Origin of the sequence: Caulobacter sp. CCG-8, assembly GCF_037402475.1 — a bacterium.
In the GTDB taxonomy this organism is placed as follows: domain Bacteria; phylum Pseudomonadota; class Alphaproteobacteria; order Caulobacterales; family Caulobacteraceae; genus Caulobacter.
In genome coordinates, this window is sequence record NZ_JBBEUD010000001.1 from 57,755 (window position 1) to 75,102 (window position 17,348).

The window sequence follows — 17,348 nt, forward strand, 5'->3', positions numbered from 1 at the left end:
GGTCTAGCCAGCTCAGTGGATGACGCCGCTCACCTTCAAGCCGGCGATGTAGCCGCCGCCGGCGATCATCAACGGCGCGGCGGGGTGGACGCCGTCGGTCGTATAGGCGGTTCGCACGAGCGTGGTCGCGGGATGGGCCGCCGTGAACTTCGAGTGCATGCCGAGGGTCTGGTTCGAAGCCGGTCCCGTCGTCGAGGAGACGTAGATGCGCTCGTTGTCGACGACCAGGCTTTCGCCGAGCTCCGCGACGGCGCTCATGTCGACGGAGCAGTAGAGCGCGCCCGCCGACACGTTGGCCAGCAAGGCTCCCGTCACGCCGGGCGCCTTCCACTTGCCGGGACTGGCCCCGTCCTCGTAGGTCGTCCTCATGTCGATCGCCGTGACCCAGGCGGGCCGATCGGCGGATGTCAGCAGCCAGTTGAACCACAGAGGCTGCACGCCATCGGGATAGGCGGCGCTCGGCAGGGGCGTCTGGTCCGCCACCGTGGTCCAGTAGGTCCCAGGCGCCGAGGTCGTCCAAGGCTCGCCGAAGAAATGGAACACCGGCGTCGACGGGCAGTGCGCCCGCCAGAAGCGCCACCAGTTCGTCGTCGCCTTCTTGATCGCGGGAAGCGACAGCAGGCCCTGGTTGATGTCGTTGGGCCCGATGTCGGTCGCGATGCGATTGAACGGCGCGTTGCCGATCGCCCTGAGCGCGGCCATCCGCGCCGCGAACGCGCCCGTCGCCTCGGACGCGGTGTTGAGGGCGTAGGCCCCACTCTGCGAGAAGTTGCCGAACGCCATCCGTCCGCCCGTCGTATCGTCCAGCCCGCGCATGATCGCGCTGGTCACGCTGCGCTGGGCCTGCCGGTACACGAGGTCGCTGGTCGGGACCTGGCGGCTGGTGCCGTTGATCAGGAAGACCGGCGAGGTTCCATCCCATCCCTTCGCGACGGCGAAGCAAGGTGAATAGGATTGCGTCGAGCCGGGATTGGTGACGGCGATCGCGCCGCCGAGCCGTTTGCCGGTCTGGACGGCGGAAGTGCCTTCGTTCCCTTCGCCGAGGTCCGATCCGACCGTGGACGGATAGATCGAAACCAGCTGATAGCCGCCGACCGGCACCGACTTCTGGACGCGGATATAGGCATGGCTGTTGGCCGCCGGCGCGAACCCGACCACCTCGTCGGACAGCACGACCTGTCCGGCGGGGATCACGACGCTGGTCGAGCCGCCGTTGAAGGTCACGGGCCAGGCGTTCGTGCCGACGGGGTCGTCGGTGACCGTGGCGAACTCGATGGTCATGGCGGTGTTGGCGGGGCGTTCGGGGCCGACCGCGCCCGCCAGGTAGAAGTTGGCGAAGGCGAAGCGCCAGCCCGTCGCGGTCCAGGCGGGCGTCGCGAAATAGGTGTTCGACAACTGGAACCGATTGCCGGCCCCGGCGCCGCCTGTCGATGTCACCGGAAAGACGAAGCGGGACGCGGCGAAGGCGTAACCCGCCGTCGTCAGGACCGGCAGCGGATCGGTGATGAAGATCCGCAGGGCGTCGACCTTCGGGCTGTTCCGGCCCGCCAGATAGGTCTGGGTCACCAGAAGATCGAGATCGCCCGCGACGACGGGCGCGGATCCCCGCACAACTTTCCAACCGTTGTAGTCGTCGCCGGTAAGGATGAACCGGCCGTCGTTGGGACTGATCGACAAGAGCGATCCGGGTGTCTTCCCGACGAGGGTCCCCACCACGGTCCCCGCCGGCGCGGTCGGCGAGATCGCATCCCCGGAAAGGGAGAGATCAGGCATCTCGACCGTCAGTTGGAGATAGAGCGCGTTGACCGCGGCCGTCACCGCGCTGTCGACGATCGGCGTGATCAGGGCCTCGAGCTCGGCGTTCGTCGGGGTGTGCCCGATCATGGCCACGCCGGCGGGCCAGGCGCCCGCCGCCTTCGGGCCGTAGATGAACCAGGCGGTCGTATCGATCCAAAAGTCGCCGTCGACGCCATCGCCAGGCGCAGGCGGCGCCGTCCCGTTCAGCAGTGACATCGACACCCCCCGGTCCGACCAGCGGGACTTCGCGTTCGGCGCGCCCGTTGAACCGCTAGGAGAACGCCGATTCGCGAGCGGGGCTATACCTCAAGGTGATCGGCGCCGGCGCCGAAGGTCGCGGACCCGACCGTCAGGTCGGCGCCTGCCAGCCGCCGCCCAGGGCCTGGATCAGCGCCACGGCCGTGGTCTGGCGCGCCACGGTGGCGGTCACCAGGGCCCGCCGGGCGGACAGCGCCGAGGCTTGGGCCGCGACGACATCCGTGTAGGCCACCTGCCCGGCCTTGTACTGGTTCAGCAGCATCTGCTCGGTCTGGTCGGCGGCGTCCGAGCTGGTCTTCAGCAGGGCCTGGCGGCGTTCCAGCGCCTGGGCCGCGGTCAGTTGGTTCTCCACGTCCTCGAAAGCGGCCAAGGCGGTCTGGCGGTAGTCGGCCACCGAGGCGTCGTAGGACGCCCTCGCCTGCTCCACCCGCGCCTTGCGCGCGCCGGCGTCGAACAGGGTCTGGGCGGCGGTCAGGCCCAGCGACCAGGTGTTGGCCGAGGCCGAGAACAGATCGCCGAAATCGGTGCCGCTGGTGTTGCCGGCGGCGCTGAGACCGATGGTCGGGAAAAAGGCGGCGCGGGCCACCCCGATGTCGGCGTTGGCGGCGGCCACCCGGCGCTCGGCGGCCGCGATGTCCGGACGGCGCTCCAGCAGGGTCGAGGGCACCCCGGCCGGTATCTCGGGCACGCGGGCGCTCCAGTTGGGGTCGGCGGCCAGGCGGAAGCCGCTGGCCGGCTCGCCGATCAGGGTGGCGATGGCGTTCTCGTAGGCCGCTCGGGTCTGGCGCAGGCTCTCCAGCTCGGCCTGGGCTCCGGCCAGCTGGCTGGTGGCCTGCAGCACGTCCGACTTGGGCGCGATGGCGGCGGCGTAGCGGTTCTGGGTGATCTGCAGGCTGCGCTGGTAGCCCTCGACGGTCCGGGTCACCAGGGCCAGCTCGACGTCGGTCTGGCGCAGGCCCAGATAGTTCACCGCCAGCTCGCCCTGCATGGACAGCTTGGCGCCGGCCAGGTCGGCCGCGCTGGCCTGCTCGCCGGCCTTGGCGCCGTTGATCCCCTGGCGGATGCGGCCCCAGAGGTCCGGCTCCCAGCTGGCGCCGAGGCTGGCCTGGTAACGCGCGGCGTTGCCCGAACCGCCGGCTGAATTGACCGAGGCCGAGCCGCCGGCCTTGGTGACCGAGCCCGACAGGTCGACCACCGGGAACAGGCTGGCCCGCTGCTCGCGCGTCAGGGCCCGCGCCTGCCGGTAGTTGGCCTCGGCGGCGGCGATGGTCTGGTTGGAGACGTTGACCTTGGCCACCAGGGCGTCCAGCGCCGGATCCCCCAGCAGGGTCCACCAGTCGCCGCGGTCGAGCAGATCGCCGGGCGTGGCGACCTTCCAGCCGTCCAGGGCCTTGTAGGTCGCCGGCAGGGCCGTGGCCGAGGCGGTGACGTCCGGCCGCTGATAGGCGGGCCCGACCGTGCAGGCCGACAGCAGGATCAGCGAAGCGCCGGCAAGGACTCCAGTCTTGAAGATGGGGGGCTTGAAAGCAGGCATCAGACTGGCTCCGGCGCGGAGGGCATGTGGGCGAGATAGCGCTCGTCGCGCTTCTTGCCCCGCAGGCGGTCGAGATAGACGTAGACGACCGGGGTGGTGATCAGGGTCAGCAGCTGGCTGGCGATCAGGCCGCCGATGATGGTGATCCCCAGCGGACGGCGCAGCTCGGCCCCCTCCCCGAATCCGATGGCCAGGGGCAAGGCGCCCAGGGCGGCGGCCAGGGTGGTCATCAGGATCGGCCGGAAGCGCAGGAGGCTGGCCTCGCGCACGGCCTCGATGGCCGAGAGCCCGCGCGAGCGCTGGGCCTCCAGGGCGAAGTCGATGATCAGGATGGCGTTCTTCTTGACGATGCCCAGCAGCAGGAACACCCCGATCAGGGCGATCACCGAGAACTCCATCTTGAAGACCAGCAGGGCCAGCATCGCCCCCACCCCCGCCGCCGGCAGGGTCGACAGCACCGTCAGCGGGTGGACGTAGCTCTCGTAGAGGATGCCCAGCACGATGTAGATCGCCACGATGGCGGCGGCGACCAGGAACGGCTGCTGCTTGTTCTGGTCCTGGGCGCTGCGGGCGCTGCCCTGGAAGCTGCCGCGCACGTTGGTCGGCAGGGCGATGTCGGCCTCGGCCTGCTTGATGGCGGCCTGGGCGTCGCTGAGCGAGACCCCGTCGGCCAGGTTGAACGACACCGTCGTGGCCAGCTCGCCGTTCTGGTGGTTGATAGAGGTCGGGGTGGCGGCCTGGGCGACGCTGGAGATCGCCGAGAGCGGCGTCATCGGCGTCACCGCCGTGTTCAGGGCCGAACCGGTCGAGGCGTCGCGCAGGGCCGGATTGACCGCCGCCCCGCTTGTCGAAGTGGTCGCTGTCGCGCCGCTGGCGCGGGTCGGTACATAGACATCGTTCAGCGCCTCGGGTCCCTTCGAGAACCGACGGTCCCACTCCAGGATCACGGCGTACTGGTTGATGTCCTCGTAGATCGTGGCGACCTGGCGCTGGCCGAAGGCGTTGTAGAGCGCGTTGTCGACCGCCCGGGGCGTGACGCCCATCCGCGAAGCGCTGTCGCGGTCGATCGTCACGAAGGTCTCGACGCCGTTCTCGGACTGGTCGCTGTCGACGTCGGTCATGACGTCGGACCGGGCCTTCATCGCCTCGGCCAGCTTGGGGGCCCATTGCTTCAGCGCGTCGCTGGAGTCGCTGGTCAGGGTGTACTGGTAGGTCGAGTTGCTGGAGCGCCCGCCCATCCGCACGTCCTGGACGGGGTTGAGGAAGACGCTGATGCCGGTGACCTTCTGCAGCTGCGGCCGCAGGCGGTTGATCACCACCGAGCCCTTGTCCTTGCGGTCGTCCGCCCCGCTGCCCAAGGGCTTGAGATTGACGAACAGGAAGCCGCCGCCCGCGCGGTTCCCGCCGGTGAAGCCCACCACGGTATCGACCGCCGGATCCTTGCGGATGATGTTCACCACCTGGCGCAGCTTGTCCTGCATGACGTGGAACGAGACGCTCTGGTCGGCGCGCAGGCCCGCCTGGATCTGCCCGCTGTCCTGCTGGGGGAAGAAGCCCTTGGGCATGGCGACGTAGAGCCAGCCGGTCAGGCCGATCACCACCACCAGGATCAGCACCACCAGCGGCTTGGCGGCCAGGGCCCAGTCCAGGCTGTATTCGTAGGCGCGATGGACGCGGTCGAAGCCGGCCTCGAAGAAGCGGGCGATCCGCCCCTCCTGCCTGCCTTCCTTGGGCGGCCGCAGCAGGTAGGCGCACATCATCGGCGTGGTGGTCAGCGAGATGACCAGCGAGATCATCACCGCCGTCGACAGGGTGACGGCGAACTCGCGGAACAGCCGCCCCACCTGGCCGCCCATGAACAGCAGCGGGATGAAGACGGCCACCAGCGAGATGCTGATCGACAGCACCGTGAAGCCCACCTCGCGCGCGCCCAGCAGGGCGGCCTTGAAGCGGTCCATGCCCTTCTCGATGTGCCGCTGGGTGTTCTCCAGCACCACGATGGCGTCGTCGACCACGAAGCCGGTGGCCACGGTGATGGCCATCAGGCTGAGGTTGTTCAGCGAGAAGCCCAGCAGGTACATCACCCCGAACGTGCCCAGCAGCGACACGACGGTCGCCGCCGCGGGGATGAAGGTGGCGCGGGCGCTGCGCAGGAAGGCGCTGACCACCAGCACCACCAGCACGACCGAGATCAGAACGGTCACCTCGATCTCGTGCAGCGAGGCGCGGATCGAATTGGTGCTGTCCGAGGCGACCTGGACGTTGATGTCGCTGGGCAGTTGGGCCCGCAGCTCGGGCAGGACGGCCCGTACGCTGTCGACGGTCTGGATGATGTTGGCGCCCGGCTGGCGGGTGACCAGGATGATGATCGCCGGCTTGCCGTTGAACAAGCCCAGGGTCCGGGTGTCGGCGACGCTGTCGGTGACCTCGGCCACGTCCTGCAGGCGCACCGGCGCGTCGCCGCGCCAGGCCACGACCAGGGGGGCGTAGTCGGCCGCCTTGCGCCCGCCGGGGCTGGTATAGACCTGGAAGCGCCGCCCCGCCCCCTCGACCTGGCCCTTGGGGCGGTTGGCGTTGGCCGACTGCACGGCGGCGCGCACGTCCTCCAGGGCGATGCCGTACTGGTTCAGCAGGAACGGATTGACCGACACCCGCACCGCCGGCAGCGAGCCGCCGCCGATCTCGACGTCTCCGACGCCGGTCACCTGTGACAAGCGTTGGGCCACGATGTTGGAAACCGCGTCGTAGATCTGGCCCGGGGTCTTGGTGTCGCTGGTCAGGGCCAGGATGATCACCGGGGCGTCCGAAGGGTTCTGCTTGCGGTAGCTGGGGTTGCTGCGCAGCGTGGCCGGCAGGTCCGAGCGGGCGGCGTTGATGGCGGCCTGCACCTCGCGGGCGGCGCCGTCGATATCGCGGTTGAGGTCGAACTGCAGGGTCACCCGGGCCGAGCCGGTGTTGCTCTGCGAGGTCATCTCGGTGACGCCGGGGATCACGCCCAGCCGCCGCTCCAGGGGCGTGGCGACGCTGGAGGCCATGGTCTCGGGACTGGCGCCCGACAGATTGGCCGAGACCGAGATGGTCGGATAGTCCACCTGCGGCAGGGGCGAGACCGGCAGCACGAAAAAGGCGGCGATCCCCGCCATGGCCAGGCCGATGGTCAGCAGGACCGTGGCCACCGGCCGCTTGATGAAGGGCGCCGACAGGTTCACGACGGCGCCCCCGGGATAGGGTCGGGATCGGCCCGGTCGGGCGCGACGTGGTCGTCATGTTCGCGGTGGACGCCCTTGTCGGCCGGGGCGAAGCGGTCGAAGGCCAGGTAGATCACCGGGGTGGTGAACATCGTCAGCAGCTGGCTGACCAGCAGGCCGCCGAAGATGGCGATGCCCAGCGGCCGGCGCAGTTCGCCGCCCTCGCCGAAGCTCAGCATCAGGGGGACCGCCGCGAACAGGGCCGCCAGGGTGGTCATCAGGATCGGGCGGAAGCGCAGCACGGCCGCCTGGAAGATGGCGTCGCGCGGGCTCTTGCCCTCGTTGCGCTGGGCGTCGATCGCGAAGTCGATCATCATGATCGCGTTCTTCTTGACGATGCCGATCAGGAGGATGATGCCGATGATGCCGATCACGCCCAGGTCGTTGCCGGTGATCCACAGCGCCAGCAGCGCGCCGACGCCGGCCGACGGCAGGGTCGACAGGATGGTCAGCGGGTGGATGTAGCTCTCGTAGAGTACGCCCAGCACGATGTAGACGCAGACCACGGCCGCCAGGATCAGCCACAGCTGGTTGCTCAGCGAGTTTTCGTACGCGCCGGCCGCGCCGAGGAAGGTGTGCGTCACCGACACCGGCATGCCGATGTCCTTCATGGCCGCGCGGATGTCGTCGACCGCCTTGCCCAGCGAGACGCCGGGCGCGGTGTCGAAGCCGATCGTGGTGGCCGGGAACTGGGCGACGTGGGTCACCTGCAGCGGGGCGGTCTGCTCCTTGATCGTCGAGATCGCCGACAGCGGCGTGGGCGAGCCGCCGCCGGTCTTCAGGTTCAGCAGGCCCAGCGACTCCGGCGCGGTCAGCAGGCCCGGCTTGGCCTCCAGGATCACCCGGTACTGGTTGGTCTCGGTGAAGATGGTCGAGACGATCCTCTGGCCGAAGGCGCTGTAGAGGGCGTCGTCGATGTCCGAGGCCGTGATCGAAAGACGGGCGGCGGTGTCGCGGTCGATGTCGACATAGGCCGCCGCCCCGGTGGCGCTGGCGTCGCTGTAGACGTTGCGCACCGACTTCACCTTGGCCAGACGCTCGGCCAGCTTGCCGGCCCATTGCTTGACCGTGGCGGTGTCGGCGCCCTCCAGCGACAGGCGGTAGAGGGTCGGGCCGGTCTCGGCGTCGATCGTCAGGTCCTGGGTGGGCTGCAGATAGAGGTGCACGCCCGGCACGGCGGCGACGCGGTCCCGCAGCCGCTGCATGATCTTCTCCTGCGAGCCGTGGCGGTCGGCCTTCAGGTTGATCAGCATCTGGCCGGTGTGGAGCATGCTGTTGTTGGCGCCGTCGACGCCGATGAACGAGCTAAGGCTCTCCACCGCCGGATCGTCGAGGATGGCCTTGGCGGCGTCCTGCTGCAGCCCCGCCATGCGGTCGTACGACACCGACTGCTCGACCTCGGTGCGGGCCTGAAGCTGGCCGGTGTCCTGGGTCGGGAACAGGCCCTTGGGGATGACCAGGTAGAGCAAGGCGGTCAGGACCAGGGTCCCGACGCCGACGATCAGGGTGGCCGTCTGGTGTTCCAGCACCCAGGCCAGGCCCTTCTCGTACTTGCCCTCGACCCGCTCGAACACGGCCTGGGACTTGCGGGCGATCCGGCCCTGGTGCTCCTCGCCGGCCGGCTTCAGCCAGCGGGCCGACAGCATCGGCGTCAGGGTCAGGGAAACCACGGCCGAGATCAGGATGGTGATCGCCAGGGTGATGGCGAACTCTCGGAACAGCCGCCCCACCACGTCGCCCATGAACAGCAGCGGGATCAGTACCGCGATCAGCGACACGGTCAGCGAGATGATCGTGAAGCCGATCTCCTTGGCGCCCTGCAGGGCCGCCGCCATCGGCTTGACGCCCTTCTCCAGGTGCCTGGAGATGTTCTCGATCATGACGATGGCGTCGTCGACCACGAAGCCCGTCGCGATGGTCAGCGCCATCAGGCTCAGATTGTTCAGCGAGAAGCCCAGCAGGTACATCACCCCGCACGAGCCGATCAGCGAGATCGGCACGGCCAGGCCGGCGATCAGGGTGGCGCGCAGGCTGTGCAGGAAGAAGAAGATCACCACCACGACCATGACCACGGCCAGCAGCAGCTCCATCTCCACATGGTGGACCGAGCCGCGGATGCCGGTGGTGCGGTCGGCCAGCACCTTGACCTCGAGGGTGGCGGGCAGCCCCTCCTCCAGTTCCGGCAGCTTGGCCTTGATGGCGTCGACGGTCTTGATGACGTTGGCGCCCGGCTGGCGCTGGACGTTGACGATGATCGCCGGCGTCTCGTTCGCCCAGGCGCCCAGCCGGGTGTTCTCGGCGCTCTGCACGACCTGGGCGATGTCGCGCAAGCGGATCGGGGCCTGGTCCTTGTAGCTGACGATCAGGTTCGAATAGTCGTCGACGGTCAGCAGCTGGTCGTTGGCGTTGATCGTGTAGGCGCGGGTCGGGCCGTCGAAGCTGCCCTTGGCGCTGTTGGCGTTGGCGTTGCTGATCGCGCTCTGCACATTGGCCAAGGTGATGCCGTAGCTGGCCATGGCCTGGGTGTCGGCCTGGATCCGGATGGCGGGCCGCTGACCGCCGCTGAGCGTGACCAGGCCCACGCCCGAGACCTGGCTGATCTTCTGGGCCAGGCGGGTGTTGACCAGGTTCTGCACCTCGGTCAGCGGCAGGGTGTCGGAGGTCACCGCCAGGGTCAGCACCGGGGCGTCGGCCGGATTGACCTTGGCGTAGACCGGCGGGGCCGGCAGGTCGGCCGGCAGCAGGCTGTTGGCCCCGTTGATCGCCGCCTGCACCTCCTGCTCGGCGACGTCCAGGCTTTCACCCAGGTTGAACTGCAGGGTGATGATCGAGGCACCGGCCGTGCTGGTCGAGCTCATCCGCGCCAGGCCGGCCATCTCGCCCAGCTGGCGCTCCAGCGGCGCGGTGACCGTCTGGCTCATCACCTCGGGGCTGGCGCCGGGATAGAGCGTCTGGATTTGGATGGTGGGATAGTCGACCTGCGGCAGGGCCGACAGCGGCAGCAGCCGGAAGCCGACCAGGCCGGCCAGGACGATGGCCGCCATGAACAGCGCCGTGGCGACCGGCCGCTGGATGAAAGGACGCGAGGGGTTCATCGGCGCGGCCTATTCGGCCTGTTGCTGACGGCGACGGCGATGTTCGCCGCCTTGCCCCTGACCGCCCTCGCCCGGCTTGCCGGCCCACTGGCCTTTTCCCTTGCCCTTGCCTTGGCCCATGCGGCCGGCGGCCTGGCCGGGCAGCTGCACCTTGCCGCCTTCGCGCAGGCGGTCGCCGCCCTCGGTGATGACCTTCTCGCCGACCTTCAGTCCACTGACAATCGACACCTGGGTGGTGGTCGACGGCCCGGACGTGACCTTGCGCTTGTGGACGACCTGCCCTTCGCCCAGCACCCAGACGAAGGCGCCGTCGCTGCTCTGGCGCAGGGCCGTGGCGGGCACGACGACCGCGCCCTGGATGGTGTTCAGCTCCAGCCGGACATTGACGAACTGGCTGGGGAACAGCGCCCCGCCGGCATTGGGGAAGCGGGCCTTGGCCTTGACCGTACCGGTGCCCGTGTCGACCAGGTTGTCCAGGGTCGAGAAAGTCCCCTTGTCCAGCGTGGTGGTGCGGGTGCGGTCCAGGGCGATCACCGGCAGCACGCCGGCGCCGTTGGCCCGGGCCGCGATGCGCGGCACGTCGTCCTGCGGGACGGTGAACTCGACGTCGATCGGCGAGACGGTCGTGATCACCGCCACACCGCCGGCGTCGCCCGCCCCGATGTAGTTGCCCGCGTCCACGACCCGCAGGCCGACCCGGCCGCTGACCGGGGCGACGATGCGGGCGTAGCCGACGTTCAGCCGCGCCGTGCCGACAGCGGCCCGATCGGCCATCACCGTGCCCTGCAGCTGCTTGACGGTCGCGGCCTGGGTGTCGACATCCTGGCGGGCGATGGAGTCCTGGGCCAGCAGGGTCTGGTAGCGGGTCAGGGTGACCTGGGCGCTGGCCAGCTGGGCCTCGTCGCGGGTCAGGTTCCCCTGCGCCTGCATCAGGTCCATCTGGAACTGGCGCGGATCGATCTGCACCAGCGGCTGGCCGGCGCGGACCATCTGGCCTTCCTTGAACATCACCTGGGTGATCACGCCCGAGACCTGAGGCCGGACGGTGACCGTCGCGGCGGGCTTCACCGTGCCCAGGGCCTCGATGATCACCGGAAGGTCGGCCTGGGTCGCGGTGGCCACGGCCACGGTGCTGGCCGGACCGCCGCGCCGTCCGCCGCCGAACCCGCCGCCCGGGCCTCCGGGACCGCCCGCTCCGCCGCCCTCGCCCTTCGGCGCGTGCATCAGGGTCCAGGCCAGCCACACAATTCCGACCAGAACCGCCAGGGCGATCGCACCGCCGATGATTTGCGCCTTGCGGCTGACATGACGGATCGGCGGACGGGGTTCGGTCATCGAGATCTCAGGCGCGCGTGGCAAGGGACGGCGGATCGCCGCCGCGGCGTCCGCACCATCAAACGCCACAATGGCGAAACGGATGCTCGGACGGCCGCGAAGGAGATCACGCCTAGGCTTACTTGCCCGGTCACGTTTGCCTGAACATTTCAGACGCGAAACTTGCCGCGCCGCAACTTCGCCTAACTGGATTAGCGAGAGGCGTAGTCCTGAAGGGTCAGGCCGCGTTCAGTCGCCAGGCGAAGCGCGTGGCGATCGACACGGCGCCGTCCTTGCCGCCGGCCGGCCCGTCCAGCGTGTCGCTCTCGATGAACTGCAGGCCGGCTTCCTTCTGCGAACGCCAGACCACGCGGGTCAGGTGGATCCGCTTGGCGATGGAGTCCACGAGGAACGCGCCCTCGGCGGGCAGGTCCAGATCGGCGATCGCGATCCGGGCGCCGCCTTCGGCGATGTCGATCAGCGAGACCTTCCAGGCCTTGCGGCCGTCGACCACATAGGCCTTGCGCTTGGTCGGCGTGCGGGGATGGGCCCGCTGTTCGACACCTGGTCTGGATTCGGTTTCGGATCGCATGGCGGCGACCCTAGCCAAGCAGGGTTAACGGATGGCGCCCGCCGCGCCGTCCAGGTCGCGATTGACCAGCAGGACGTTGACGCGCGGCTGGCCGATGAAGCCCAGCAGGCGCCCCTCAAGGTGGCGGTCGATCGCCGCGTCGACGGCCCCGACCGTCATCCCCCGGGCCTTGGCGATGCGCGGCGCCTGGAAGCGGGCGTAGGCCGGCGAGATTTCCGGATCCAGACCCGAGCCCGAGGTGGTCACCGCGTCGGCGGGGATCGCGACGCCGGGGTTCTCGGCGCGCAGGGTCGCCGCGTCGGTCTTCTCGCGCTCGATCAGCTTGTCGTTCAGCGGACCCATGTTGGAGCCGCTGGACGCCGAGGCGTCGTAGCCATTGCCGGCCGCCGACGGACGCGGATGCAGGTACTCGGGCTTGGCGAAGCCCTGGGCGATCAGGGTCGAGCCGACGACCGTCCCCTTGGCGTCCTTGACCAGGCTGCCGTTGGCCTGGGCCGGGAACGCGGCCTGGGCGACGCCGGTGACGGCCAGCGGATAGGCCAGGCCCAGCAGGGCCGTGAACAGGCCCATCGAGACCAGGGCCGGACGAAGATGCGAAAGCATGGCTGTCTTCCTCTCTAGAAGCTGGCTTTGAGGGTGGCGACGGCGCGGCTGTCGTACAGCTTGCCGAAGTCGTGTTGGTCGGTGTCGACGTAGCGCAGGTCCAGGGCCAGCTTGTCGTTGATGGCGTAGGCCGCGCCCAGGTTCCAGGTCGTGTAGTCGCCCGAGCCCTTGTAGGTCTGGCGGCCCAGGGCGCCGGAGACGCTCCACTTCCCGGTCACGGGGTAGCTGCCATTGACCTCGTAGTAGGTCGCCTCGTCGGCGGCGCCGAAGCTGTCGGGGCTGTAGAACACCGCCGCGCCCAGCGAACCCTTGCCGGCCGGGACCGAGCCGGCGACCTTGAACTCGGTGTTGGCGTAGCCGGCGCCCGACGGTGCGCCGACATAGCCGTAGTAGATCACGCCGAGATCCAGGGTCGCGGGACCCAGGGTCGGCTTGAAGCCGGCGTAGAGGTCGATCTCGGCGTCGGTGTCGTCGCCGAAGTCGACGTTCGAGGCCCAGGTGCCGGCGTAGACCTTGCCGGCGGTCAGGTCGACGCCGCCGAACACCTGGGGGTTCTCGTCGGTCTGGCTGACGCCCCGGAAGACATAGTCCGAGGCGACGCCGACATTGTAGCTCAGCTTCGGGGCGTCCTGGGCCTGGGCCATCCCGGCCGAGAGGGCCAGGACGCCGGCGGCGGCGGCGAGGAGGCGGAAAGCGAACTTGGTCATTTAAGTCGTTCTTTCAGAAAAGAAACTGGGTGGATTTCGAAGGTTGTCGTCAGAAGGATTGGCCGATCAGGGCCGCCACGAAGACCAGCCCGATCGCGCCGGCCCCGAACAGCAGGTCGCGGAGGATCGGACCGGACATCAGGCCAGGCCCAGGGCGGAGATGATCATGTCGATCAGCTTGATGCCGACGAACGGGGCGACCAGGCCGCCCAGGCCGTAGACGGTCAGGTTGCGCGACAGCAGCTTGCCGGCGCCGATGGCGCGATACTTCACGCCCTTCAGGGCCAGCGGGATCAGGGCCACGATGATCACGGCGTTGAAGATCACCGCCGACAGGATCGCGCTCTGCGGGCTGTGCAGGCGCATGATGTTCAGAGCGCCCAGGGCCGGCAGGGCCACCACGAACATCGCCGGGATGATGGCGAAATACTTGGCCACGTCGTTGGCGATCGAGAAGGTCGTCAGGGCGCCGCGGGTGATCAGCATCTGCTTGCCCACCTCGACGATCTCGATGACCTTGGTCGGGTCGCTGTCGAGATCCACCATGTTGCCGGCCTCGCGGGCCGCCTGGGCGCCGGTCTGCATGGCCACGCCGACATCCGCCTGCGCAAGCGCGGGAGCGTCGTTGGCCCCGTCGCCGCACATGGCCACCAGGCGTCCCCTGCCCTGCTCCTCGCGGATCAGCCGCAGCTTGTCCTCGGGGGTGGCCTCGGCCAGGAAGTCGTCGACGCCGGCCTCCGAGGCGATGGCGGCGGCGGTCACCGGGTTGTCGCCGGTGATCATCACCGTGCGCAGGCCCATGCGGCGCAGGTCGGCGAAGCGCGCCTTGACGCCCGGCTTGACCACGTCCTTCAGGTGGATGACGCCGACCAGGGCTCCGTTCTCGCTGACCGCCAGGGGCGTGCCGCCCGAGCGGGCGATGCGGTCGACGGCGGCGGTGAGGTCCGCCGGGATCAGCTTGGGATCCAGGGCCAGGCTGCGATAGACCGCGTCCACCGCCCCCTTGCGCCAGGACATGGTATCCCCCTTGCCATCTGTGGCGTCCAGGCCCGACTGGCGGGTGCTGGCGCTGAAGGCGATCGCGGTCGCGCCCTCGGGGACGTCGATGACGATCCCCTGGTTGCGGCCCAACTCGACGATCGAGCGGCCTTCCGGCGTCTCGTCGGCCAGCGAGGCGCTGACGGCGGCGCGCAGGGCGGTCTCCGGAAGAACGCCCGGCGCGGGGATCACCTCGGTGGCCATGCGGTTGCCGAAGGTGATGGTGCCGGTCTTGTCCAGAAGCAGGGTATCGACGTCGCCCGCCGCTTCGACCGCCCGGCCCGAGGTGGCCAGGACGTTGTGCTTCATCAACCGGTCCATGCCGGCGATGCCGACGGCCGACAACAGCCCGCCGATCGTCGTGGGGATCAGGGTGATGAACAGCGCGCCCAGCACCAGCGGGTCCAGCGCCACGCCCGAGAACTTGCCCAGGCCCAGCAGGGTGACGACCGCGATCAGGAAGATCAGGGTCAGGCCCGCCAGCAGCACGGCCAGGGCGATCTCGTTGGGCGTCTTGCGACGGTCCGCGCCCTCGACCATGGCGATCATCCGATCCAGGAAGGTCGAGCCGGCCGACGCGGTGACCCGCACCTTGATCCAGTCGGACACCACGGTGGTGCCGCCGGTGACGGCCGAGCGGTCGCCGCCGCTTTCGCGGATGACCGGAGCGCTCTCGCCGGTGATGGCCGCCTCGTTGACGCTGGCCATGCCCTCGATGATCTCGCCGTCGGTCGGCACCACGTCGCCGGCCTCGACCAGGATCACCTCGCCGGGGACCAGCTTGTGGGCTGGGGTCGGGATGATCGTGCCGGTCTTCTCGTCGATGATCAGCTTGGCGCTGGTGGTGACGCGGGTGGCGCGCAGGCTGTCGGCGGCCGCCTTGCCCCGCCCTTCGGCGACGCTCTCGGCCAGGTTGGCGAACAGCACGGTGGCCCACAGCCAGGCCGAGACCTGGACGGCGAAGCCGGCGGACTGGTGGCCGGCCACCGCCGCGACGGCCGACGCCGTCGACAGCAGGGCCACGATCCAGGTGGCGAAGATCACCGGGTTGCCGGTCAGCTTGCGCGGATCCAGCTTGACGAAGGCGTCCTTGGTCGCCCGGGCCAGGATGGCGCCGGACAGGCCGCCGGCCAGGAGGCCGGGCTTGCGCCGGCCCTCCCCGGCGTGGGTTTCGTAGGTCGTCATGATGAGGTCTCTCAACGGCCGGCGACCGCGGCGAGCACCTGGAAGTGCTCGACGATCGGCCCCAGCGCCAATGCGGGGAAGAATTGCAGGCCGCCCAGGATCAGGATCACCCCGATCAGCAGGCCCACGAACAGGCCGCCGTGGGTGGGCAGCGTGCCGGCCGACGGGGCCAGCTTGGGCTTGGCCGCCAGCGAGCCGGCGATGGCCAGCACGGCCACGATCGGCAGGAACCGGCCCATGGCCATGGCCACGGCCAGGGTGGTGTCCCACCACGGCGCGTTGGCGGTCAGGCCGGCGAAGGCCGAGCCGTTGTTGGCCGTGCCGGAGGTGTAGGCGTAGAGGATTTCCGACATCCCGTGCGGGCCGCTGTGCATCAGGCCCTTGAGCGCCTCGGGCAGCACGGCCGCGATGGCCGAGAAGCCCAGGACGCAGACGGGGATGGCCAGCACGGCCAGGATCGACAGCTTGACCTCGCGCGCCTCGATCTTCTTGCCGAGGTATTCGGGGGTGCGGCCCACCATCAGCCCGGCGACGAACACCGCCAGCACGGCCATCACCACCATCACGGCGATCCCCGAGCCGATGCCGCCGGGCAGGATCTCGCCCAGGTGCATCAGGAACATGGCGATGCCACCGCCCAGGGGCATCAGGCTGGAATGCATGCCGTTGACCGAGCCGTTCGAGGCGCCGGTGGTCATGGCGGCCCAGGCGGCCGTGGCCGGCGCGCCGAAGCGGGTCTCCTTGCCCTCCATGTTGACGCGGGTGTCGACGCCGGCGGCGACCTGGGCCGGAGCCGGCTGAGCCTCGGCGACGTAGATGCCGGCCGCGGCGGCGAACAGCAGCACGGAAGCCGCGATCACCAGGGCGCGCACGTCCTTCCTGGCCAGGACCGAACGGCCGAAGGCGAAGAAGGCGGCCCAGCCCAGCACGTTGATCGACACGGCGGTGATCAGGTTGGTCAGGGGCGTCGGGTTCTCGAACGGGTGGGCCGAGTTGGCGTTGAAGATGCCGCCGCCGTTGATGCCCAGCATCTTGATCGCTTCCTGCGAGGCGACGGCGTAGAGCGAGATCTTCTGGTCGGCGCCCTCCAGGGTATGGGCGGTGAGGCTCGCGGCCAGGGTCTGGGGCAGGCCCAGGGCGACTAGCACGACGGCCAGGACGAACGACAGCGGCAGCAGCACGTAGAGCGTGGTGCGGATCAGGTCGGCCCAGAAGTTGCCGACGCCCCCTTCCCGATTGGCGATGAAGGCCCGCGCCAGGGCCGCGGCCACGGTCGCGCCGGTGGCGGCCGAGACGAAGTTCTGGACGGTCAGCACGACCATCTGGCTGAACGTCGACATGGTCGTCTCGCCCGCATAGCTCTGCCAGTTGGTGTTGGTCACGAAGCTGATGGCGGTGTTGAACGACAGGTGCTCGGAGACCGCCCCGAAGCCCTGCGGGTTCATCGGCAGCACGCCCTGCAGGCGCAGGACGGCGTAGGTGACCAGGAAGCCGACCAGGTTGAAGGCCAGCAGGGCCCCGGCGTAGCCATACCAGGTCTGGCCCTTCTTCGGGTCGATCCCGCAGGCGGTGTAGAAAAACGCCTCGAACGGCCGAAGCACCGGGTCGAGCCAGGTGCGTTCGCCGTTCCAGACGCGCGACATGTAGACGCCCAGCGGCCAGCCGATCGCGACCGCCAGCCCCAGCGTCAGGGCGATTTCCGCCCAGCCTTGCCAATTCATGGAATGCGTTCCGTCAGAACTTGTCGGGCCGCAGCATCGCCGCGACCATGTAGACCGCGACGACGATCGCCCCGGCGCCCCAAAGCACGTTCACCAGCATGGTCAGACGCGCCTCAAACCCACGGCGAAGGCGGCGAAGGCCACGAACAGCCCCGCCCCCAGCGCCAGAAACATCAGATCAGCCATGAAAGGCCTCCCGCTAAACTCGGCGGGACCAGACCACGGAGCGGCGTAAGGGCTCCATGCGGCAGGCGGC

The 17,348-nt window shown here is 69.3% G+C and carries 10 protein-coding genes; all 10 read right to left on the reverse strand.

Features of this window, described 5'->3' with window-relative positions; genetic code table 11:
• Positions 1-12: 12 nt before the first annotated feature.
• The 10 genes from WAE60_RS00300 to kdpA all read right to left on the reverse strand — a co-directional run bounded on the left by WAE60_RS00300 (position 13) and on the right by kdpA (position 17,092).
• Complete coding sequence (locus WAE60_RS00300; RefSeq protein ID WP_337684283.1) at positions 13-2,013, reverse strand: hypothetical protein; 2,001 nt, start codon at positions 2,011-2,013, stop codon at positions 13-15.
• A gap of 133 nt (positions 2,014-2,146) precedes the next feature.
• Positions 2,147-3,589 (reverse strand): efflux transporter outer membrane subunit, encoded by a 1,443-nt coding sequence (locus WAE60_RS00305; RefSeq protein ID WP_337684285.1) that lies wholly within the window; start codon positions 3,587-3,589, stop codon positions 2,147-2,149.
• On the reverse strand, positions 3,589-6,798 hold the full coding sequence (locus WAE60_RS00310) for an efflux RND transporter permease subunit (RefSeq protein WP_337684286.1): 3,210 nt from the start codon (positions 6,796-6,798) through the stop codon (positions 3,589-3,591). The genes WAE60_RS00305 and WAE60_RS00310 overlap by 1 nt, the downstream gene beginning before the upstream one ends.
• A complete protein-coding gene (locus tag WAE60_RS00315) occupies positions 6,795-9,932 on the reverse strand; it encodes a multidrug efflux RND transporter permease subunit (protein WP_337684287.1) in 3,138 nt (1,045 codons plus the stop codon). The genes WAE60_RS00310 and WAE60_RS00315 overlap by 4 nt, the downstream gene beginning before the upstream one ends.
• 9 nt (positions 9,933-9,941) lie before the next feature.
• Positions 9,942-11,267 (reverse strand): efflux RND transporter periplasmic adaptor subunit, encoded by a 1,326-nt coding sequence (locus tag WAE60_RS00320; protein ID WP_337684289.1) that lies wholly within the window; start codon positions 11,265-11,267, stop codon positions 9,942-9,944.
• Between the two features lie 217 nt (positions 11,268-11,484).
• A complete protein-coding gene (locus WAE60_RS00325; RefSeq protein ID WP_029914948.1) occupies positions 11,485-11,838 on the reverse strand; it encodes a PilZ domain-containing protein in 354 nt (117 codons plus the stop codon).
• A gap of 24 nt (positions 11,839-11,862) precedes the next feature.
• On the reverse strand, positions 11,863-12,441 hold the full coding sequence (gene kdpC / locus WAE60_RS00330) for a potassium-transporting ATPase subunit KdpC (protein ID WP_337684291.1): 579 nt from the start codon (positions 12,439-12,441) through the stop codon (positions 11,863-11,865).
• Positions 12,442-12,455: 14 nt separating this feature from the next.
• A complete protein-coding gene (locus WAE60_RS00335) occupies positions 12,456-13,148 on the reverse strand; it encodes a TorF family putative porin (protein WP_337684292.1) in 693 nt (230 codons plus the stop codon).
• A gap of 138 nt (positions 13,149-13,286) precedes the next feature.
• Positions 13,287-15,371, reverse strand: coding sequence for a potassium-transporting ATPase subunit KdpB (gene kdpB / locus WAE60_RS00340; protein WP_337684293.1), 2,085 nt, complete (start codon positions 15,369-15,371; stop codon positions 13,287-13,289).
• An 11-nt stretch (positions 15,372-15,382) separates the two neighbouring features.
• Positions 15,383-17,092 carry a potassium-transporting ATPase subunit KdpA gene (gene kdpA / locus WAE60_RS00345; RefSeq protein WP_337684295.1) on the reverse strand — a complete coding sequence of 570 codons (1,710 nt, stop codon included), beginning with the start codon at positions 17,090-17,092 and terminating at the stop codon, positions 15,383-15,385.
• Between the last annotated feature and the right edge of the window lie 256 nt (positions 17,093-17,348).